The following is a 20,281-nucleotide window of genomic DNA, read 5'->3' on the forward strand; positions in this document are numbered from 1 at the left end:
CCGCCAGCCGGACCGGACGGCCGGCCACCGCCGGGTGCGCGGCGACCTCGGCGACCAGCGGGAAGCCGCGCCAGCCGGGGATGTTGACCGGGCTGACGGTGCCGCCGGCGAGATCGACCGGTCCCGCGCTGCCGATGCCGACGGCCGTCACGGCGGCCCACTCGGGGGTGCCGGCGAGCTGGTCCAGCACCTTGTGGACGACGGCGAGTACGGCCGCGCCCGGCTCCCGCGCCGGGGTGGGCAGCTGGAGCCGGTGCCGCAGCCGGCCGGCGTCGTCGACCAGTGCCCCGGCGATCTTGGTGCCGCCGATGTCGACGGCGGCGAACAGCGGGGCGGTGGACGGCATGGCGGGCTCCAGGGGTCGCGGGGGCGGCGCCCCGGGCCGCGCGGGGCCGGGGCGCCTGTGGGGCTTCACGGTACGTCGGTCAGCGGGCCGCGCTGAGCCGCAGGGTGACCAGCTCGAACGGCCGCAGCGCCAGCCGGACCGCGCCCTCCGCCACCGTCACCTCGCCGCGGGTGCCGTCCCAGGGCCGTTCCAGCAGGTCGCAGGGGACGGCGCCGCCCAGCGGGAAGGACGTGGAGAGCCTGCCGCGGGCCCGGCCGCCGCCCGCCTCGTAGACCCGGACGATCAGGTCGCCGCTGCGGTCGTCGGCGAGCTTGACGGCGCTGACCACCAGGGCGTCGTTGTCGACCTCGACCAGCGGGGCGACGTGCTCGGCGCTGCCGGTGACCCGCCGCTCGGGCAGGCCGATCCGGTAGCCCTCGCGGACGGCGTCGCCGATCGCCGCGCCCGGGACGAGCGCGTGCCGGAAGCGGTGCAGGCCCTGGTCGGTCTTCGGGTCGGGGAAGCGCGGGGCGCGCAGCAGTGAGAAGCGGACGGTCGTGGTGGTGCCGCCGTCGGCCGGGCGCACGGTGCGGGTGACGTCGTGGCCGTAGGTGGAGGCGGTGACCAGGGCCACGCCCCAGCCGGGCTCGTCCAGGTGGACGAAGCGGTGGTTGCAGGCCTCGAACTTGGCGGCGTCCCAGCTGGTGTTGGTGTGGGTGGGCCGGTAGAGGTGGCCGAACTGGGTCTCGGCGGCGTAGCGCTCGGTGTGGACGTCCAGCGGGAAGGCGGCCTTGAGGAACTTCTCGGTCTCGTGCCAGTCGACCTCGGTGTCGATGTCGAGGCGCTGCTCGCCCGCGCCCAGGGTGAGGGTCTGGACGACGGTGGAGGAGCCGAAGGAGCGGGCGATCCGGACTTCGGCCCGGTCGTCGGTGGCGGAGGCGGTCAGCGAGTCCACGCCGGTCAGGTCGGTGACGGTGTTGCGGTAGAACTGGTCGACGTCCCAGGCGTCCCACATGTTGGGGAAGTCCGGGTGCAGCTGCAGCAGGTTGGCCCGGCTGCCGGGGGCCACGCTCTCCCGGCCGCTCGCCGTCTCCACCACCGAGGCGATCAGGCCGTCTGCGTCGACCACCACCTCCAGCAGGCCGTTGCGCAGGGTGAAGCCGCCGCCGTCGAGCGGGGTCACCGTGCAGGCCGGGCCGTCCGTGGCGGCGACGGCCGCCCCGCCCGCCGGGACGGCCGAACGCGGATGCGGCGCGCCGTTGAACACCAGCTCGCGCCCGCCCTCCGCCGCCCCGGCCAGCGCCTGCTGGGCCGCGCCGATCAGGGCCTCCAGCTCCTGGGCCAGCGCCGCGTAGGTGGCCTCGGCCTCGCGGTGCACCCAGGCGATCGAGGAGCCGGGCAGGATGTCATGGAACTGGTGCAGCAGCACCGTCTTCCAGATCCGGTCCAGCTGCTCGTACGGGTACTCGGCGCCGGTGCGCAACGCGGCGGTGGCGCACCAGAGTTCGGCCTCGCGCAGCAGGTTCTCGCTGCGCCGGTTGCCCTGCTTGGTCCTCGCCTGGCTGGTCAGGGTGGCCCGGTGCAGCTCCAGGTACAGCTCGCCGACCCAGACCGGCGGGTTCGGGTACTCGGCCTCGGCCTTGGCGAAGAACTCGGCGGGGTTCTCCCAGCGGACGGTGGCCGAGCCCTCCAAGTCCCGCAGGCGGGCCGCCTTGGCGACCATCTCGCGGGTCGTGCCGCCGCCGCCGTCACCCCAGCCGGTCGGCGCGATCGAGTGCCGGGCCACCCCCTTGTCCTTGAAGTTCCGTGCCGCGTGGGCGATTTCGCTGCCCTTCATGGAGCAGTTGTAGGTGTCCACGGGCGGGAAGTGGGTGAAGATGCGGGTCCCGTCGATGCCCTCCCAGAGGAAGGTGTGGTGCGGGAACTTGTTGACCTGGCTCCAGGAGATCTTCTGGGTCAGCAGCCACTTGGAGCCGGCGTTGCGGATGATCTGCGGCAGGCCGCCGGTGAAGCCGAAGGTGTCCGGCAGCCAGGCCTCGTGGTTCTCGATCCCGAACTCCTCCAGGAAGAAGCGCTTGCCGTGGACGAACTGACGGGCCATCGCCTCCGAGCCGGGCATGTTGGTGTCGGACTCGACCCACATGCCGCCGGCCGGGACGAACCGCCCCTCGGCCACCGCCTTGCGCACCCGGGCGTACACCTCGGGGCGGTGCTCCTTGATCCAGGCGTACTGCTGCGCCTGGGACATGGTGTAGCGGAACTCCGGCTCGTCCTCCAGCAGGGCGGTCATGTTGGCGGTGGTGCGGGCCACCTTGCGCACCGTCTCGCGCAGCGGCCACAGCCAGGCGGAGTCGATGTGGGCGTGGCCGATCGCGCTGATCCGGTGCGCGGACGGCGCGGCGGGCGCTGCCAGGACGGCCGTCAGCTGCGAACGGGCCTCGGCGGCCGTCCCGTTGACGTCCTGGAGGTCGATCGCGTCCAGGCAGCGCTCGACCGCGCGCAGCACCTCCCAACGGCGGGCGCCGTCCACCGGCAGCTCGGCCATCAGCTCGCCGAGCACCTCCAGGTCCAGCGACAGCTGCCAGACGGTGTCGTCGAAGACCGCGAGGTCCATCCGGGCCAGCTGGTACTGGGGCTGGTCGCCGGCCGTCTCCTTGTCGCCCAACTCGGTGGGAAGGAAGGGGTGGTAGTCCAGGATGACCGGGTTGGCGGCAGCCTCGACGTGCAGCAGCACCTGCTCGCCGCCGGCCGCCGGGGTGGCGATCCGCACCCACTGGTTGCGCGGGTTGAGGCCCTTCACCGGGCTGCCGTCCGGGCGGTAGACCAGGCCCTCGCACTGGAAGCCGGGCATGTTGGCGTCGAAGCCGAGGTCGATCAGCGCCTCGACCGTCCGGCCGGCCCAGGCCTCGGGCACGGTGCCGGACACGGTCAGCCAACTGGTGCCCCAGGGCGCGCCCCAGGCGTCGCCGACCGCGATCGGGGTGCGCGGCGCGGCCAGGCCCTCGGCGACCGGGACGGGCTCGCCGGGGGCGGTCCAGATGCCGACCTCCAGCGGGACGGACTCGGGGTAGACGGCGGGGAGGATGCGCTCCTCCAGGACGCGCTTGAGGCGGGACTCGACGAGGGTGCGGTCATCGTGCATGTCGGCAGGCTCCGTTGCGTGGCGAGGGACAGCGCTGGCTAGAGAGAACGTACGTCGGAGGGGTGGACCACCTCGGTGATGCCGCGCGCGGCCAGGTGCGCGCGGTCCCCGGCGCGTTCGGCGAGCACGGTGGTCGGCCGGGCGCCGGCCTCGGCGAGGCGCATGAAGGCCTCGTACACCGGGCCGCCGGGGCCGCAGTCCGCGCGACGGGGGGAGGTGACCTCGTCGCCGGTGGCGACCACCACGGCGGTGCTGCGCGGTTTGGGCGGCTGCCAGCCGCGGCGGGCCTCGGCGGCGGCCTCGGCGAGCCGGGCGCCGGCCGGTTTGACGCTCCGGTCGGTCGTCAACAGGCCGAGGCTGTACTCCAGTTCGGGGAAGTCGGCGAGCGAGCGGTCCACGTCGTGGGAGCACCACCAGGTGACGCCCCAGACGTCCGGGCAGTCCAGCACGGCCTCGACGGTGGCGCCGGTGAACCGGGCCGCGTCCCCGGCGGTGATGTGCGGGGCGGGCGCGCCGACCTCCTGCAGCCAGACCGGGCGGGCCGGGTCCTCGGCCCAGGCCTTGGACAGCTCGACCAGGTACGCGGCGTGCTGGGCGGTGGCGGTGGAGTGGGCGCCGTAGCGCTGGGCGGTGCCGTTGAACACCCAGGAGTGCACGGCGGTGGCGGCGCCGAGGCGGGCCGAGTGCCAGGGGGTGAACGGGTGCCCGTCCAGGTACCAGGCCGCGTCGTAGGAGGCGTGCAGGTGCAGTCGGCCGGGCGCGCCCTGCTCGCAGGCGGCGAGCATCCGGCGCAGCCAGGCCTCGGCCTCGGCCGGGGTGATGCGGTCCGGGTCGGGGTGCGGGGCGCCGGAGAACTGGTTGATCTCGTTGCCGAGCGTCATCCCGAGGAAGTTCGGCCGCTCGCGCAGCGCCTCGGCGAGGGTGCGCAGGTAGGCTGCCTGGCCGTCGAGGACCTCGGGGTCGGTGAAGAGGTTGCGGCGGTGCCAGGTCTGGGTCCAGGACGGCAGGAAGTCGAAGCTCGACAGGTGGCCCTGGAGGCCGTCCACCGCGACGTCCAGGCCGCGTTCGCCGGCCGCGTCCACCAGGGCCGTCAGCTGCTCGACGGCGCGCGGGCGGATCAGGGTGCGGTTGGGCTGGAACAGCGGCCAGAGCGGGAAGACCCGGACGTGGTCCAGGCCGAGGGCGGCGATGGAGTCGAAGTCGGCGCGCACGGCGTCCAGGTCGAAGTCGAGCCAGTGGTGGAACCAGCCGGAGCTGGGGGTGTAGTTGACGCCGAAGCGCGGAGCCTGCGGGGCGGTGCTCGCGGGGGCGGTCGCAGGGGTGGTGGCGGTGGTGGTCACAGGCGCGGTCGCGGGGGTGGTCACGGTGGGCTTCCTCAACTCGTGTGGGCCGTAGGGGAAATGGGCTATCCCTTGACGGCTCCCTCCTCGACGCCCTTGAAGAAGAAGCGCTGGCAGACGGCGAACACCACGACGATCGGCAGGAAGGCGATCATGGTGCCGGCGGCGATCAGCCGAGGGTTGGCGGAGAAGGTGCCGTTGAGGTACTGGAGCCCGACGGTCAGGGTGTACTTCTGCGGGTCGTTGAGCACGATCAGCGGCCAGAGGAAGTCGTCCCAGGCGCCGATGAAGGTGAAGATGACGATCACGCTGAGCATGCCGCGCGCGTTCGGCAGGCCGATGTGCCACAGCCGCTGCCAGACGTTGGCGCCGTCCACCAGCGCGGCCTGGTCCAGTTCGAGGGGGACGGCGGCGAAGGCGGTGCGCATCAGCAGCACGTTGAGCATGGCGATCGCCCCGGGCAGGGCGACGCCGGCCAGGCTGTCGGCCAGGCCGAGGCCGCGCACCAGCACGTACTGGGAGACGATGGTGACCTCGCCGGGCAGCACCAGGGTGGCCAGGAAGAGGCCGAGGACGAGCCTGGCGCCGCGGAAGCGAAGCCGGGCCAGGGCGTAGCCGGCCAGGGTGCAGCCGACCACGTTGCCGGTGATGCAGACGGCGGCGACGATCAGCGAGTTGAGGGCGTACGTCCACACCGGGATGGTGTCGGCGACCTTGCCGAAGTTGCCGAGGGTCGGCTGCTCGGGCAGGAAGGCCGGGGTGCGGGTGTAGACGTCCTCGGCGGGGCCCTTGAGGGCGGTGGACAGCTGCCACAGGAAGGGGCCGATGACCAGCAGCAGGACGAGCAGCAGGAGCAGGTAGCGGGCGGCGGTCCGGGCGGGGGACGGCGAGTTGAAGCCGCGGGCCGGCTTCGGGTGGAGGGTGGTCACGGGCTCAGGCCGCCTTCCGGTTCAGCCGCATCAGGAACAGCATCGGGCCGAGGGTGATGACGAACAGCAGCAGGCTCAGCGCGGAGGCGTAGCCCAGGTGGCCGTTGAAGCCGCGGCTGTACATCTGGATCAGCATCACCACCGACATGTCGCGGCCACCGGGGCCGCCCTGTCCGTTGGAGAGTACGTACAGCTCGGAGAAGACGCGCAGGGAACTCACCGAGATCAGCGCGGAGATCAGCACCATGGTCGGACGCACCCCGGGCAGGGTGACGTGCCAGAAGCGGCGCAGCGGGCTCGCGCCGTCCACGGCCGCCGCCTCGTGCAGCTCGCGCGGGACGTTGGCGAGCGCGGACAGGTAGATGACCATGTAGTAGCCCAGGCCCTTCCAGACGGTCAGGGCGATCGCGCTGAACAGCAGCAGCCAGCGGTCGGTGAGGAAGGAGACCGGGGAGTCCGCCAGACCGCTCTGCTGGAGCAGGCCGTTGACCAGGCCCCGGTCGTCCAGCACCCAGCCCCAGACCAGCGCCACCACGACGGCGGAGGCGATCACCGGGGTGTAGAAGGCGGTGCGGAAGAAGGTGATGCCGGGGATCCGGCGCTGGACGAGCAGGGCGAGCAGCAGCGGCAGGACGGTCAGCAGGGGGAGGCAGACCAGCATGAAGACGATGCTGTTGAGCAGGGCGTCGGCGAGCTGGGCGTCGTCCAGCAGCCGGCCGTAGTTCTCCAGGCCGGTGAAGTGCCCGCCGCCGATGGGCTTGGCGTTGGTGAAGGAGAGGATCACCGTGTTGACGGCCGGCCAGAGGTTGAAGACGGCCAGCCAGAGTATCGCGGGGCCGGCGAGCAGCCAGGGGGTGAACCAACGCCGGTGGGTCATGCGGGTGCCTTCCTGGGGCTGGGCCCTGGGCCTTCCGGGGACCGGGGCGGTGCAGGTGATTCCCGGGGGCGGCGGGTGGGGGACCGCCGCCTCGCCGGTACGGGTTCGCTACGGGCTCCGGGCGTGGTGGGGTCAGCCCTTGAGCAGCTTGTCGCACTGCTCGACGGCGGTGTCCAGCGCCTGCTTGGAGCTGGTCTGGCCGCTGATGGCGAGGGCGAACTGCTGCTTGACGATGGTGCCCATCGCGTCGTCCACCTCGACCGGCTGGATCAGCTGGGCCTTGGCGAGCGAGTTGAAGGCCATCACCTTGGCGTCGCCCGCGTTGCTGCCGTCGCTCTTGCTGAAGAACGGGTCGTTCGCGGAGGCCTTGGTGGACGGGAAGACGCTGGTCAGGTGGGCGAAGGCGGCCTGGTTCTCGGGGCTGGTGACCCAGCGGGCGAGGGCGACCGCGGCGGCCGGGTTCTTGGTGTTCTTGGGGATGGACAGGCCCTGGACGTACAGCGGCGGGGTGCCCATCGCGGGGGAGGGGACGACCTTCGGCGCGAGGGTGGGGTTGTCGGTGGCGAGGCTGGTGATGAAGTTGCCGCCGCCGGTGGTCCAGGCCGCGGTGCCGGCGCTGAACAGCTTGGAGTTGCCGGCGTAGGTGTCGGTGAGCACCCCGTTCGGCATCAGGCCGTCCTTGAAGGCGTCGCGGTACTTGTCGAGCAGCGCGGCGGCCTCGGGGGTGTTGAAGGTGAAGGACTTGCCGTCGTCGGCCAGGATCTTCACCCCGATGTTGTAGAGGTCGCCGAGGCCCGGCTTGCGGCTCATCAGATAGGTCTGGCCGCCGGACTTCTCCTTCATCACCCGGGCCTGGGCGATGAGTTCGTCCAGGTTGGCCGGGGGCTTCGCCGGGTCCAGCCCGTTCTTGCCGAGGAGGTCCGAACTCCAGTAGTTCACATCGGTGTTGAGGTACCAGGGGTAGCCGAAGGTGCCCTGGTACCCGTGGTAGCGGTAGGCGTCCACGCCGCCGGCCACGTACTCGTCGGCGAGCTTGGGGTCGGCCTTGGCCACGTCCAGCAGGACGTCCTTCCTGGCGAGCGGGAAGGCGAAGTCCGGCGGGAGGTTGACCACGTCGGGCAGGGTGCCGGAGGCGGCCTGGCTGAGCACCTTGTCGGCGTAGCCCTCGCCGGGCTGGTCCAGCCAGTCGACCTCGACGCCCGGGTACTTCTTCTTGAAGCCGTCGATCACGCCCTGCATGTAGTCGGTGAACTTGGGCTTGAGCGACCAGGTCTGGATCGAGACCTTGCCCTTGACCTCGCCGGTGGCGGCCGCACTCGCCACGCTGTCGCTGTTCTTGGTGTCTCCGGAGCCGAGTCCGCAGCCGGTGAGGGCCGCCGCGGTGAGGGCCGTCGTGGTCAGTGCCGCCCAGATTCTTCGCATGAGGGTCTCCCGGTCCTGGGGGTGGGTGGGGGATCGCGCCGGGCTCGGGGCTGTGCACCGGGGGTGGTGCACCGGGGGTGGTGCACCGGGGGTGGTGCACCGGGCGTGGTGTACCGGTGGTGGTGCGTCCGGGGTGGGTGACCGCGCCGAGCTCGGGGTTTGCGTGTTCTTGGGTTGTGTCGGGTTTCGGAACCTGACTAACTAAACCGGTCTAGCTCTGGCAGGGACTATGCTCCCGCCTAAACTTGGCTGTCAAGAGAGGAGTCGGGTTCCGTGGGCAGACCGACGATCGCCGACATCGCGCGCCAGGCCGGTGTCTCCAAGGGCGCGGTCTCCTTCGCGCTCAACGGCCGCCCGGGTGTCAGCGAGGCGACCAGGGACCGCATCCTGCGGGTCGCCGAGGAGATGAACTGGCGCCCGCACAGCGCCGCCCGGGCCCTCGGCGGGGCCCGGTCCGACGCGGTCGGCCTGGTGATCGCCCGCCCCGCCCGCACCATCGGCGTCGAGCCGTTCTTCAGCCAACTGCTCTCCGGCCTCCAGGCGGTGCTCTCGGCCAGCTCGGTCGCCCTGCACCTGATGGTGGTCGAGGACACCGCCGCCGAGATCGAGGTCTACCGGCGGTGGGCCTCCGAGCACCGGGTGGACGGCTTCATCGTGGTGGACCTCCAGGTCAGGGACCCGCGACTGCCGGTGCTGGACGAACTCGGGCTGCCCGCCGTCGTACTGGGCGGGCCCGGCAAGGGCGGCAACCAGCTGCGGATCTGGGCCGACGACCGGGAGGCGATGCTCTCCATCGTCGACTACCTGGCCGCCATCGGGCACCGCCGGATCGCCCACCTCGCCGGGCTGCCGCACTTCCAGCACACCCAGCGCCGGATCCGCGCGCTGCGTGACGCCTCGCGCCGGCTCGGCCTGGAGGAGGCCGTGTCGGTGCCCACCGACTTCAGCGACGCCGAGGGCGCGGCGGCCACCCGCACCCTGCTCTCCCGGCCCCGACGGCCCACCGCGATCGTCTACGACAGCGACGTGATGGCCGTCGCCGGGCTCGGCGTGGCCGGGGAGATGGGCGTCGCGGTGCCCGGGGAGCTGTCCATCGTCTCGTTCGACGACTCGGTGCTCGCCCGGATCGTCCACCCGCCGCTGACCGCGCTCAGCCGCGACACCTTCGCGCTCGGCGAGCAGGTCGCCCGCAGCCTGCTGGAGGCGGTGGACGGCGCGGGGGCCGGGCGGGACCTGCAGATGCCGACGCCCCGGCTGACGGTACGGGAGTCGACCTCGCCGCCGGCGGGTGCGTCCCAGGGCGGGTAGCTCGGTCGAGTGGTTGCTGCGCGGGCCGTTGACAGTCGTTCTGAACCGGTTTAGCCTCGCTGCGCCGAGCGGGCTCCGCCCTGGGCGCGTACCGGCCCCGGCCGCCCGCCCGGCTGCTCGTTGCGCCTCCCCCGCTCGGTACCGGCACCTCCGCATGCAGCCGGGCCCCCGTCCCTGACGGCGGGCCCGCCCCCACCCCCTCCGCTCGATCGGAGCCACCGCATGTCACGACGCCTCCCCCTGCTGCTCAGCGCCGCGCTCGCGACGGCCGCGCTGGCGGCCACGCTGACGGCCGCCCCCTCGGCCGGGGCCGCCCCCTCGGCCGGGGCCGCACCGAGACCGGCCCCGGCGCCCGCCGCCGCTCCCGCCGGTTCGGGCAGCCAGCCGTACGCCTCGTACTGGTACCCCAGCTCGATCCTCACCTGGGACCCGGCCACCGACCCGGACGCCCGGTTCAACCGCTCCCGCGTCCCGCTCCAGCCGCGCACCAGCGACCCGGCCCTGGCCGCGAACCCCAACGCCCGCGCGGGCGAAGGGAAGATCGCCTCGCTGGTCTCCTTCGGCCCCACCTCCAACAACCCCTCCCAGGGCTCCGCCGACCCCAACTACTACGCCTTCGGCTACTGGCAGTACGTCGACAAGCTGGTGTTCTGGGGCGGCTCGGCCGGCGAGGGCCTGATCCTCGCGCCGAACCCGACCGTGATCGACGCCGCCCACCGCAACGGCGTCAAGGTCTACGGCACCGTCTTCTTCCCGCCCGCCGCGTACGGCGGCCGGCTCCAGTGGGTGCGCGACTTCGTCCAGAAGTCCGGCGGCCGCTACCCCGTCGCCGACAAGCTGGCCCAGGCCGCGAAGTACTACGGCTTCGACGGCTGGTTCATCAACCAGGAGACCGGCGGCGGCGACCAGGCCCTCGCGGGCGACGTGCGCGACCTGATGCAGTACACCAAGGCGCAGAGCGACACCGAGTTCATGTGGTACGACGCGATGACCACCTCCGGCGCGGTCGACTGGCAGAACGCCCTCACCTCCGCCAACTCGCCGTTCCTCCAGGACGGTCCGAAGCGCACCGCGGACTCGATGTTCCTCAACTTCGGCTGGACGCCCGACGGCCTGGACTCCTCCCGCACCCTGGCCCGGCAACTCGGCCGCAGCGAGTACGAGTTGTACTCCGGCATCGACACCGAGGCGAACGGCTACAACACCTCCGTCGACTGGAACACCCTCTTCCCGTCCGGGCACCCGCACACCACCTCGCTCGGCCTCTACCGCCCCGAGTGGACCTGGAAGTCCGCCACCGACCGGGCCGACTTCTACGCCAAGGACGCCCGCTACTGGGTCGGCGCCGACAACGACCCGTCCCGCACCGACCTCTCCAGCAGCTGGCCCGGCCTGGCCGGCTACGTCGCCGAGTCCTCGCCGATCACCGCCAAGCCCTTCGTCACCAACTTCGACACCGGCCAGGGCGACTTCTACAACGCGGCCGGCACCCGGGTCGCCACCGGCGGCTGGAACAACCTCTCGTTGCAGGACGTCCCGCCGACGTACCGCTGGGTGGTCGACTCCAGTGGCAGCAAGCTCAGTCCGTCGGTCGACTTCACCGACGCCTACCAGGGCGGCTCCTCGCTGCGGCTGACCGGCACCCTGGACTCCACCAACACCGTGCGGCTGTACCAGACCAGCCTGCCCGTCGCCGCGAACACCAAGCTGGACCTGGTGGTCAAGACCCCGGCCGCCGGCCCGACCAAGCTCAAGGCCGCGGTCTCCTTCACCGACACCCCGGGCAGCTTCACCACCGTGGACGTCGGGGGCAACTCCGGTACCGGCTGGGAGCGGCACACCCTCGACCTCTCCCGGTACGCGGGCCGGACGATCTCCCAGCTCGCGCTCCAGGTCGACGGTTCGGATCCGGCGTACGACCTTCGGGTCGGCCAAGTCGCCCTCTACGACGGGTCGGTGAAGGCCCCGGCCGCGCCGAGCGCACTGACCGTCCTCGGCGCCAGCGACGTGACGGCCGGTGCCAGCCAGTCGCTGCGGCTCTCCTGGACGGCGGCGCCCGGCGGCAACGTCCACCACTACGAGGTGTACCGGCGCAACGCGGACGGCAGCCGCACCTTCCTGGGGGCCACGCCCAACGACGCGTACTTCGTCGGGCGGCTCGACCGGGCCGGCACCGAGACCGGCACCACCCTGGACGTCGAGGCGGTGTCGACCACCTACGGCCGCTCCGATGTCGCGTCCACCACGGTGAGTTGGGACGGCTCCCCGCCGTCGACCTCGACCGACCTGGCGCTGAGGCGCCCGGCCACCGCCTCCGGCCAGTGCAACGCCGACGAGGGCCCGGCCAAGGCCGTCAACGGCAGCGTCAGCGGCGGGACCAGCGACAAGTGGTGCACCCTGACGGCCGCCAAGTGGCTTGAGGTGGACCTCGGTTCGGCCAAGAAGCTGAACAGGTTCGTGGTCCAGCACGCCCAGGCGGGCGGCGAGAGCGCCGCGTACAACACCCGGGACTTCACCATCCAGGTGCGCTCCAGGACCACCGACCCGTGGACGACGGTCGCCAACGTCACCGGCAACACGGCGGGCACCACCACCCACCCGGTGGACACCACCGCCCGCTACGTCCGGCTGGCCATCACCAAGCCCACCCAGAACAGCGATCCGGCCGCCCGCATCTACGAGTTCGAGGCCTGGGGCCAGTAGGCCTCCGTACCGAAAGGATCACCCCCGTGCCGGTCACCACCATCACCGCCGTCGAGAGCACCGACCTGTTCACCGGCCCCGAGGACGCCCCGCGCCAGCTGCTGCGGGTGACGATCGAGGGGCCGGCCGCCCGGATCACCGTCAGCGGGACGGGCGTGCGCGGCGAGGCGACCGGCACGGGGCTGGTCGAAGTCCCCCTGGAGATCACCGGAGCTGCCGTCGGCACCCGACTTCCCGTCACCGTCCGGGCGTTGTCGAGTGAAGCCGCCGCCGTGGTGGAGGTGGCGGAGCCCGGCTGGACCATGTTCCTGGTCTCCCACTTCCACTACGACCCGGTCTGGTGGAACACCCAGGCCGCCTACACCTCCCCGTGGGAGCTGCTGGCCGCCGACGCCACCACCCGGCCGCTGTGGGAGCGCAACGGCTTCGCCCTGGTCGACGCCCATCTGGACCTCGCCCTGCGGGACCCGGTGTACAAGTTCGTGCTCGCCGAAGTCGACTATCTCAAGCCGTACTTCGACCAGCACCCGGAGCGGCGCTCGGTGCTTCGGGCGCTCATGGAGCGCGGACAGGTCGAACTCGTCGGCGGCACCTACAACGAGCCGAACACCAACCTCACCGGCGCCGAGACGACCATCCGCAACCTCGTCTACGGCATCGGCTACCAGCGCGACATCCTCGGCGGCGACCCGCAAACCGCCTGGCAGCTCGACGTGTTCGGGCACGACCCGCAGTTCCCCGGTCACCTCGCCGCGGCCGGCCTCACCGGTAGCGCCTGGGCCCGCGGGCCGTTCCACCAGTGGGGCCCGATCCAGAAGAACTTCCGCCAGGGCAAGGACGACGCCCGGGTGATGCAGTTCCCCAGCGAGTTCGAGTGGATCGCGCCCGGTGGGGAGGGCGTGCTCACCCACTACATGCCGCACCACTACTCGGCGGGCTGGTGGATGGACTCCTCGCCCGACCTCGCCACCGCCGAGCAGGCCGTGTACGAGCTGTACCGCAAGCTCAAGCCGGTCGGGGCGACGAAGAACCTGCTGCTGCCGGTGGGGACGGACTACACCCCGCCGAACAAGTGGGTCACCGCGATCCACCGCTCCTGGGCCGACAAGTACCTGTGGCCGCGCTTCGTCTGCGCCACTCCGCGCGACTTCCTGGACGCCGTCCGGGCCGAACTCGCCGCCACCGGGCGCCGGCCCAGCCCGCAGACCCGCGACATGAACCCGGTGTACACCGGCAAGGACGTCTCCTACATCGACACCAAGCAGGCCCAGCGGGCGGGCGAGGTCGCGGCGGTGGACGCGGAGAAGCTCGCCGCGCTGGCCGTCGTCAACGGGCTCGGGAGCTACCCGGCCGCCGCGCTCGACAAGGTGTGGCGCCAACTCGCCTACGGCGCGCACCACGACGCGATCACCGGCTCCGAGTCGGACCAGGTGTACCTGGACCTGCTGGGCGGCTGGCGGGAGGCGTACGACCTGGCCTGCGCCGTCCGGGACGCGGCGCTGGACGCGCTGACGGCCCGGATCTCCACGGCGGACTTCGGGGCGGCGGGCTCGGGTCCGGCGGACTTCGGTGCGGCGGTGGTGGTGACCAACACGCTGTCCTTCGACCGGACGGACCTGGTGGCCCTCGAACTCCCGGACGGTGCCCGGTCGGTGCGGGTGCTGGACGAGACGGGCGCGCCGGTGCCGAGCGCCGTCGACCGGGGGACGCTGCGGTTCCTGGCGCAGGACGTACCCGCGCTCGGCTGGCGCACCTGGCGGCTGGTGGAGGGCGCCGCCGAACCGGTCTGGACGGCGGCGGAGGGCGTGCCGATCCAGGGCGGCACGAGCGGGGCCTGCACCATCGAGGGCGGCCGGTACCGGGTGACGGCCGACCCGGCGCGTGGCGGCGGGCTGTCCTCCGTCTACGACCGGCTGCACGACCGGGAGTTGATCCAGGACGGCCGGATCGGCAACGAGCTGCGGGTGTACGAGGAGTACCCGCAGCACCCCGACTTCGGCGAGGGCCCCTGGCACCTGGTGCCGAGCGGGCCGGTGGTCGGCTCCGGGAGCACCGCCGCGTCCGTCCGGCGGGAGACCGGCCCGCTCGGCGAGCGGCTGGTGATCGCCGGCACCGTCGACGACGTCCGCTACGAGCAGACGGTGACGCTCTGGCGCGGCCTGGACCGCGTCGACTGCCGGACCAGGGTCCTCGACTACTCCGGCGCCGACCGGCTGCTGCGACTGCGCTTTCCGGTGGACGTCCCCGGCGGACTGCCGGTCAGCGAGGTCGCCGGGGCGGTCGTCGGGCGCGGCTTCGCGCTGCCCGACGTCGACTCGGCGGAGGCGCCGTGGACGCTGGACAACCCGGCCAACACCTGGTTCGGGCTGGGCGCCACCGCGCGGGCCGTCCTCACCTCCGCCTCCGGCGAGGTCACCGGGGCACGGGCACTCGGCGTGGCCGAGGTGGTCGTTCCGACGCTGGACGACGCCGCCGACGCCCGCCCGCTGGTGGTCGCCCTGGCCCGGGTCGGCGTCACCGCCACCACCTCGGGGGCGGACTGGGCGCGGTACGGCTGGCTGGACGTGGACTCCAACCTGCCGGACTTCCGGATCGTCGTCGGTGGACCGGAAGTCAACGACGCCGCACGGGAGTTGATCGAACGCGCCGGTGAGGAGTACGCCGCCGCGCTGAAGGCGCACGGCGCGGTGTGGGTGCCCGCGCTCACCCCGCTCGCCGAGGTGTGGCGGCCGGACGCCGACCTGCGGGACCTGCGCGCGCTGCCGGCCCTGGTGGTCACCGACGTGCCGGCCCTGGTCGACGACCTCGCGGACGCCCGGATCACCGCCGTCTGCCCGGTGCCCGTCACGGATGAACTCGCCGACCACACCGTGGCGTTGCTCAGCTTCGGTCTGCCCGGCTTCGCGGTGGACACCACCGGCGCGCTCCACCTGTCGCTGATGCGCTCCTGCACCGGCTGGCCGTCCGGCGTCTGGATCGACCCGCCCCGACGCACCCTGCCGGACGGAGCCTCCTTCCAACTCCAGCACTGGACCCACGAGTTCAGCTACGCGCTGGTCGGTGGCGACGGTGACTGGCGAACCCAGACCCTGCCCGCGCAAGGGCAGGAGTTCAACCACCCGCTGTACGCGCGGCTCCTGGACGCCCAGGACGGGCCGCTGCCCCGGACCCTGTCCTGGCTGCGGGTCGAACCGCAGCGCGAGGTGCTGCTGGGCGCGCTCAAGCCGGCCGGGAACCCGATCGCCCACGGCTCGGCCGCGCCGGCCGGGGGCGAACTCACCGTCCGGCTGGTCGAGTCGACCGGCCTCGGGCGGACGGCGCGCCTCGGCGGCGCACTCGGACTGGACGACGTACGGCCCGCCGACCTGCTCGAACGGCCGCTCGCCGCCACCGCTGACGCTCTCGACCTGGCCGGGTCGCAGATCGCCACCCTGCTGGCGCTACCCGGGGTGACGGGCCGGGCCGGCAGCCCCGTGCTCGGCCCGGTCGCCGAACCCGCCCAGCCCGTCCACGCCCGCTACTGGCTGCACAACCGGGGCCCGGCGCCGCTCGGCTACCTGCCGGTGTCGGTCGGGGCCTCGCCGGGGCTGCTGCGGACGGCGGGGGAGGCGGTGACGCTGTCGGTCGCCCTCTCCTCGCAGCTGCGGGACGCGGCGGTGGAGGGTACGGCGGCGGTGCTGGCGCCCAAGGGGTGGACCACCAGCGTCGGCAGCCGACCGTACCGGCTCCCGGCCGGTGGACACCTGCGCTTCCCGGTGACCGTGACCCCGCCGGCCGGTGTTCCGGCCGGCCTCCACTTCGCCGCCGTCCGGATCGAGCACGACGGGCAGCAGATCGAGGACGTGGTGACGATCGCGGTCGGCGACCTGCCCGAGCTGCTGCCCGTCCCCGGCGAGGCCCCCGAGGACTGGACGGCGGCGCAGGGCACCAAGGCGGCGACCGGCCGGGACACCGGCCTGTCCGTCGACGTCTCCGCCGAGACGCTGCGGGTCGCCCCCGGCGGCCGGGCCGACCTCACCCTGACGCTGACCAACCGCACCCGAGGCGAGATCCGGGGCGAGCTGCAGCTGGTCTCCCCGTGGGGCACCTGGGAGGCGATCGCCGAGCCCGTCCGGGGCTTCACCGTCCCGGCGGACTCCTCGGTGACCGTCGACTTCGCCGTCACCGCCCCCGAGTCCATCGACCCGGGCGCGTACTGGGCCCTCGCCAAGATCATGTGGTTCGGCCGCTGCCAGTACGCCCCGACCGTCGCCCTGGTGGTGGAGGCATGAGTCTCGGCCTGCTCGACGGACAGCCCCTTTCCCGGGCGGCTCTGGACGAGCGCCTCGCCGCCCTGCGGACCGGCCCGCGCTCCACCGCCCTGCCCCAGCCCGGTAGTTCGGAGGACCGCCAGCTGGTCCGGTGGGTCGCCCAGGTGCTGCTGACCGAGGCCCTCTGCGAGGCGGTCGCCACCGAGCGGGCCCTGCCGGTCGCCCCGGTCGGACCCGCCCGGCTCGATCAACAAGCCGCCGTCGAACTCGGCTCCATCACCGCCGCCGCCTACGAGGGCAGCGCCGCCGTCCGGGCCGTCTACCAGGACGTCACCGCCGGCATCGACCCCTCACCTGCCGACCTGGCCCACTACCGGAGCATGACCGCCCGCCCACCGGCCACCCGCTGGCACCTCGCCCTCCCCGACGGCAGCTTCGAAGCCGACCCCGACACCCTCCCGACCGCCCTCGCCGAAGCCCTCCGCACCGCCCCGCCGGGCGAGTGGGTCACCATCGGCCCCTGGACGGCCATGCTCCTCGCCACCCTCGCCATACCGCAGAATCCCGACCCCACCCCCACCCTCCGCGAAGCCGCCCGCCGAACGGAGTTCGTCCGCTGGCTCGACTACCAACGCGCCCAACGCCTCACCCTGGTACCGGGATTGGAACACCCCGGCGACCCGGCCCAACCCGACAACCACCACCGCCACTGAGCGGCACCGGTCAGGCCCGCCGCGCTCGCCCCGAGCGCGGCGGGCCCGATGGCTTCGTCAGGCTGCGACCATGATTCGTGCAGTGGTGTTCGACGTCGGTGAGTGCTTGGTGGACGAGACCCGGGAGTACGGCACCTGGGCGGACTGGCTGGGCGTGCCTCGGCACACCTTCGTGGCCCAGTTCGGTGCCGTGATCGCGGAGGGCCGCGACTACCGCGAGACGTTCCAGGTCTTTCGGCCGGGTTTCGACCTGTACGAGGAGCGCGAGAAGCGGGCGGCGGCCGGTCAGCCCGAGGCATTCGGCGAGGACGACCTGTATCCCGATGTCCGCCCGGCCCTTGTACGGTTGAGGGCGGACGGGCTCTGGCTCGCGATCGCGGGCGAACCACCGCTGCCCACCCGGGAGTTGGTCGCCGGGGCGGCGGGAGTGCGGGCCCGGGCCGCGCTGGAGGCGGGTGACCCCGTCGAGGCGGTGCGGATCCACCTGCGCGACATCGTCCGGGTGCCCGCGAGCATGGTCGACGCGCTGCTCGCCGACCGGGGTGCGCGAGCCGCGTGCTCCGCCTTCGCGGCGGCGCAGATCGCGGACGACGAGGCGATCGACGCGCTCGGCGTCGGTATCGAGCGCTTCGCGGGCCTCGAAACCCCCACGACCCTGATCGAGGGGGACCAGAGCCCCGCCCACCTGCGCGAGCGCCTGTCCGACCTGGCGGCGACCCTGCCCAACGCGCGGGTCGTCACGCTCGCCGGCCAGGGGCACGTCGCCCACGTCGTGGCTCCCGCCGTGCTGGCTTCCGCGATCCGGGAGACGGCGGGGCAAGTCCTCCGGGCATGAGGCTCAGTCGGCGCTTCGGGCCCCAGGGGACGGTTCGTCGGAGGACCGCTCTTCGAGGGCTCCGAGGAGGGCCGAGGCGACGAGGGCGACGGCGCGGTCCTCGTCGTGGGTCAGTTGGCGCAGGACCTCCTGCGCATCGGTGCCCGGCAGTTCGACCAGGGCCTGGGTGAGGCGGATCCGGGTCGCGGAGTCCGCGGTGGGGGAGGCGAGTTCGTCGGCCAGTGCGGTGGTGATCCGGTCCCGGGAGCCTGGGTGCCGGGAGCCTGGGTCCCGGGACAGCGTGCCCAGGACCTCCGCCGCGTCGACGTCGTAGGAGCCCTCGACCACCATGGCGACGAGCGTCGGCACGGCCGCGGTCACGCCGCGCCTGCCCAAGGCGAGTGCGGCGTGCCTGCGTACGGTCGGGTCCCGGTCCCCGAGGGCGTCCGCGAGTACGGGGGTCGTGCCCGGGGCTTCGGGCATCTCGGTGATCGCCCGCACCGCGCGGCGCCGGACGTCGACGTCGTCCGACCGCAGGCCGGCGGCCAGGGCCGCCATGCCGTCCCCGCCCGAGCGGGCGAGCGCCCAGCGCAGGGCGCCCGCGACGTTGGGGTCGGACTCGGACAGCACGGCCCCGGCCAGCAGCTCCGCGGGTACCGGCACACCCTCCGGACGGGTCAGGACGGCCTGCTGCCGGCGCGCGGCGCTGGTCGAGTCGAGCCCTTGCAGGAGCTCCACGATGCGCAGGACGTCCTGCCAGCCGGTGGGCGCCGACGCATCGACCGTGCGGAGCCGCCTGAGCAGCTCCTGTTCCCGCTCCAGACGGTCCTCCGCCCACCGGATCAGGTCGCTGACCAGCTCGGACGGCGTGAAGGCCGGATCCTCCAGCGCACGGGCGACCTGCTTGAGCGAGAGCCCGAGGGACCGCAGGCTCTCCACGTGGAAGATCCTGCGGACGTCCTCGTCGGAGTACTCGCGGTAGCCGCCGACGGTGCGGCCGGTCGGTCGCACCAGGCCGAGGGCGTCGTAGTGCCGGAGCATCCGCGTGCTCACCCCCGAGCGGCGGGCGACGTCACCGATCAGCACGCCGGGGTCTCCGCGGCCTCGGCGGCGGAAGCGATGACGGCTGCCCGTTCCGGGCCGAGGGCGGCGAGTCGCTTCGCCTCGAAGAGCGCCGCGTCGAACCCGGTCTCCGGGTCCCGAAGGAGCAGCACGGTGGCATGGGCGTGCTCGGCCACCGCCGGGTCGGGGTCGGCCGCGGCCTGCTCCAGGGCGGGCTCGGTCACGGGGCCGAGGTCGACGAAGGCCCGGCTCAGGCTGAGCTGGACGTTGCGGTCGCCGCGGCCGAGTTGCCGTACCAGTTCGTCGGCCAGGTCCGCCTTCCCGTCCTCGGGGACGAGGACGACCGCGACCCGCCACGCCGTCCGCGCGACCTCGTCGTCGGCGTCCCGCAGCATGTCGCGGGTGATCCAGGCCCACGCGCTCTTGTCGCCGATCTTGGAGAGCGTGTGCAGGGCCTGACTGCGGGCCTGGGCGTGCTCGGAGTCGAGTTCCCGGCGGATCCGGGGCAGGGTGACCTCGGACGGGAGGCGGGTCAGCGCCCAGGACAGCATGTCCCGTACGAAGAAGTCCGGTTCGACCGCGCACCGTTCGACCAGCGCCTCCAGGAGGCCGGGGTCGGGGTTCGAGCCGACCGCCAGGGCCGCCTGGAGTCGGACCGACGAGTCCTCGGTGCCCAGGGCCTTGACCATGCGGGTGTGCTGCTCGGTTCCGTCTGTGGTGTTGATCGGGACCACCTCCTGCGCCCAGTGGACACCTTGTCACGGTGACAAGGTCAAACCGTTCTGCGGTCAGGCTGGGCCCTGCGCCGCGATCCGCAGCGCGACATCGATGTGGCTGTACCCGGGGATGGGCGACCCGACGGCCTTCTCGTACCGCACCGCGTCGGCGAGCCCGAGCTTCTCGCCGGTGGCGAGGGTCCGGTTCGTCGTCCACAGAAGCATCCGCAGCTGTTCGTTCTCGACGCCGAGGATCCGGGCGGACGACTCCAGCGGTACGCCGGTGCCCGCGCGCCAGTCGGCCACCGCAGACCAGAAGTCGCCCACGGTGTCCCAGCAGATCGCGCTGCGGGGGCCGAGCAGCGGGCGTATGCCGTCGAGCGGCCGGAAGGTGTCGAGGCGGTGGGACGCCAGGTTCTGGAGGTTCTCCAGGAACGCGACGACGAATCCGTACTCGGCCTGGTCCTCCAGGAGTTCCTCGACGGCCGCCAGGATCTCGGCGGTCGCGCCGTGATCCCGCCGGGCCGCCCGGAAGGCGACCTGGCGGGACACCTCCAGATCGTCGGTGTCGTCCACCGATCCGGGCTTGACGCCCGCGAGGTCGAGGAGCCGCTGGGAGCGCCCGACGGGGCGACGGCGCCATGGGAGCCGCATCGGCAATCCCCCTGTCTGCTTGCAGC

The 20,281-nt window shown here is 72.9% G+C and carries 14 protein-coding genes; 5 read left to right on the forward strand and 9 right to left on the reverse strand.

Annotated elements, in window-relative coordinates; genetic code table 11:
* The 6 genes from BG452_RS40350 to BG452_RS40375 all read right to left on the reverse strand — a co-directional run.
* Window positions 1-346, reverse strand: a 346-nt coding sequence (locus tag BG452_RS40350; protein ID WP_188309334.1) for an ROK family protein, incomplete at its 3' end; no start/stop codon positions are given.
* A gap of 79 nt (window positions 347-425) precedes the next feature.
* The gene (locus tag BG452_RS40355; RefSeq protein ID WP_188309335.1) at window positions 426-3,467 is read right to left on the reverse strand and encodes an alpha-mannosidase; all 3,042 of its coding nucleotides are present in this window, start codon (window positions 3,465-3,467) and stop codon (window positions 426-428) included.
* A 38-nt stretch (window positions 3,468-3,505) separates the two neighbouring features.
* Window positions 3,506-4,807 (reverse strand): glycoside hydrolase 5 family protein, encoded by a 1,302-nt coding sequence (locus tag BG452_RS40360; protein WP_188309360.1) that lies wholly within the window; start codon window positions 4,805-4,807, stop codon window positions 3,506-3,508.
* A gap of 65 nt (window positions 4,808-4,872) precedes the next feature.
* Window positions 4,873-5,736, reverse strand: coding sequence for a carbohydrate ABC transporter permease (locus tag BG452_RS40365; protein WP_188309336.1), 864 nt, complete (start codon window positions 5,734-5,736; stop codon window positions 4,873-4,875).
* A gap of 4 nt (window positions 5,737-5,740) precedes the next feature.
* A complete protein-coding gene (locus BG452_RS40370) occupies window positions 5,741-6,613 on the reverse strand; it encodes a carbohydrate ABC transporter permease (protein WP_188309337.1) in 873 nt (290 codons plus the stop codon).
* A 132-nt stretch (window positions 6,614-6,745) separates the two neighbouring features.
* Window positions 6,746-8,035 (reverse strand): ABC transporter substrate-binding protein, encoded by a 1,290-nt coding sequence (locus BG452_RS40375; RefSeq protein ID WP_188309338.1) that lies wholly within the window; start codon window positions 8,033-8,035, stop codon window positions 6,746-6,748.
* Between the two features lie 273 nt (window positions 8,036-8,308).
* On the opposite strand from BG452_RS40375, the gene BG452_RS40380 reads away from it, so the two are divergent.
* From BG452_RS40380 to BG452_RS46640, 5 genes are all read left to right on the forward strand, one after another.
* Window positions 8,309-9,343: a LacI family DNA-binding transcriptional regulator gene (locus tag BG452_RS40380; protein ID WP_188309339.1), complete on the forward strand. Its 1,035-nt coding sequence runs from the start codon at window positions 8,309-8,311 to the stop codon at window positions 9,341-9,343.
* 222 nt (window positions 9,344-9,565) lie between these two features.
* Window positions 9,566-12,046, forward strand: coding sequence for an endo-beta-N-acetylglucosaminidase (locus BG452_RS40385; protein ID WP_188309340.1), 2,481 nt, complete (start codon window positions 9,566-9,568; stop codon window positions 12,044-12,046).
* A 26-nt stretch (window positions 12,047-12,072) separates the two neighbouring features.
* Window positions 12,073-16,317 carry an NEW3 domain-containing protein gene (locus BG452_RS40390; protein WP_188309341.1) on the forward strand — a complete coding sequence of 1,415 codons (4,245 nt, stop codon included), beginning with the start codon at window positions 12,073-12,075 and terminating at the stop codon, window positions 16,315-16,317.
* Window positions 16,314-17,009 carry a hypothetical protein gene (locus tag BG452_RS40395; protein WP_188309342.1) on the forward strand — a complete coding sequence of 232 codons (696 nt, stop codon included), beginning with the start codon at window positions 16,314-16,316 and terminating at the stop codon, window positions 17,007-17,009. Before BG452_RS40390 ends, BG452_RS40395 begins: the two co-directional genes overlap by 4 nt.
* A gap of 70 nt (window positions 17,010-17,079) precedes the next feature.
* Complete coding sequence (locus BG452_RS46640) at window positions 17,080-17,844, forward strand: hypothetical protein (protein ID WP_223243455.1); 765 nt, start codon at window positions 17,080-17,082, stop codon at window positions 17,842-17,844.
* Window positions 17,845-17,847: 3 nt separating this feature from the next.
* Here the strand turns inward: BG452_RS46640 and BG452_RS40405 are convergent, their stop codons facing one another.
* The 3 genes from BG452_RS40405 to BG452_RS40415 form a co-directional block, all read right to left on the reverse strand.
* Window positions 17,848-18,909 carry a HEAT repeat domain-containing protein gene (locus tag BG452_RS40405; RefSeq protein WP_188309343.1) on the reverse strand — a complete coding sequence of 354 codons (1,062 nt, stop codon included), beginning with the start codon at window positions 18,907-18,909 and terminating at the stop codon, window positions 17,848-17,850.
* Window positions 18,903-19,574, reverse strand: coding sequence for a HEAT repeat domain-containing protein (locus BG452_RS40410; protein WP_188309361.1), 672 nt, complete (start codon window positions 19,572-19,574; stop codon window positions 18,903-18,905). Before BG452_RS40410 ends, BG452_RS40405 begins: the two co-directional genes overlap by 7 nt.
* Before the next feature lie 99 nt (window positions 19,575-19,673).
* Window positions 19,674-20,255, reverse strand: coding sequence for a hypothetical protein (locus BG452_RS40415; protein ID WP_188309344.1), 582 nt, complete (start codon window positions 20,253-20,255; stop codon window positions 19,674-19,676).
* Window positions 20,256-20,281 lie beyond the last annotated feature (26 nt).

This window comes from Streptomyces sp. CBMA123 (assembly GCF_014596465.1).
In the GTDB taxonomy this organism is placed as follows: Bacteria; Actinomycetota; Actinomycetes; order Streptomycetales; family Streptomycetaceae; genus Kitasatospora.

Excerpts from the sequence above, each read along its gene's own strand:
- BG452_RS40355 (WP_188309335.1), bottom strand. The coding sequence starts at position 3,467 with ATGCACGATGACCGCACCCTCGTCGAGTCCCGCCTCAAGCGCGTCCTG.
- BG452_RS40370 (WP_188309337.1), bottom strand. The coding sequence starts at position 6,613 with ATGACCCACCGGCGTTGGTTCACCCCCTGGCTGCTCGCCGGCCCCGCG.
- BG452_RS40375 (WP_188309338.1), bottom strand. The coding sequence starts at position 8,035 with ATGCGAAGAATCTGGGCGGCACTGACCACGACGGCCCTCACCGCGGCG.
- BG452_RS40385 (WP_188309340.1), top strand. The coding sequence starts at position 9,566 with ATGTCACGACGCCTCCCCCTGCTGCTCAGCGCCGCGCTCGCGACGGCC.
- BG452_RS40395 (WP_188309342.1), top strand. The coding sequence starts at position 16,314 with ATGAGTCTCGGCCTGCTCGACGGACAGCCCCTTTCCCGGGCGGCTCTG.
- BG452_RS46640 (WP_223243455.1), top strand. The coding sequence starts at position 17,080 with ATGATTCGTGCAGTGGTGTTCGACGTCGGTGAGTGCTTGGTGGACGAG.
- BG452_RS40410 (WP_188309361.1), bottom strand. The coding sequence starts at position 19,574 with ATGGTCAAGGCCCTGGGCACCGAGGACTCGTCGGTCCGACTCCAGGCG.
- BG452_RS40415 (WP_188309344.1), bottom strand. The coding sequence starts at position 20,255 with ATGCGGCTCCCATGGCGCCGTCGCCCCGTCGGGCGCTCCCAGCGGCTC.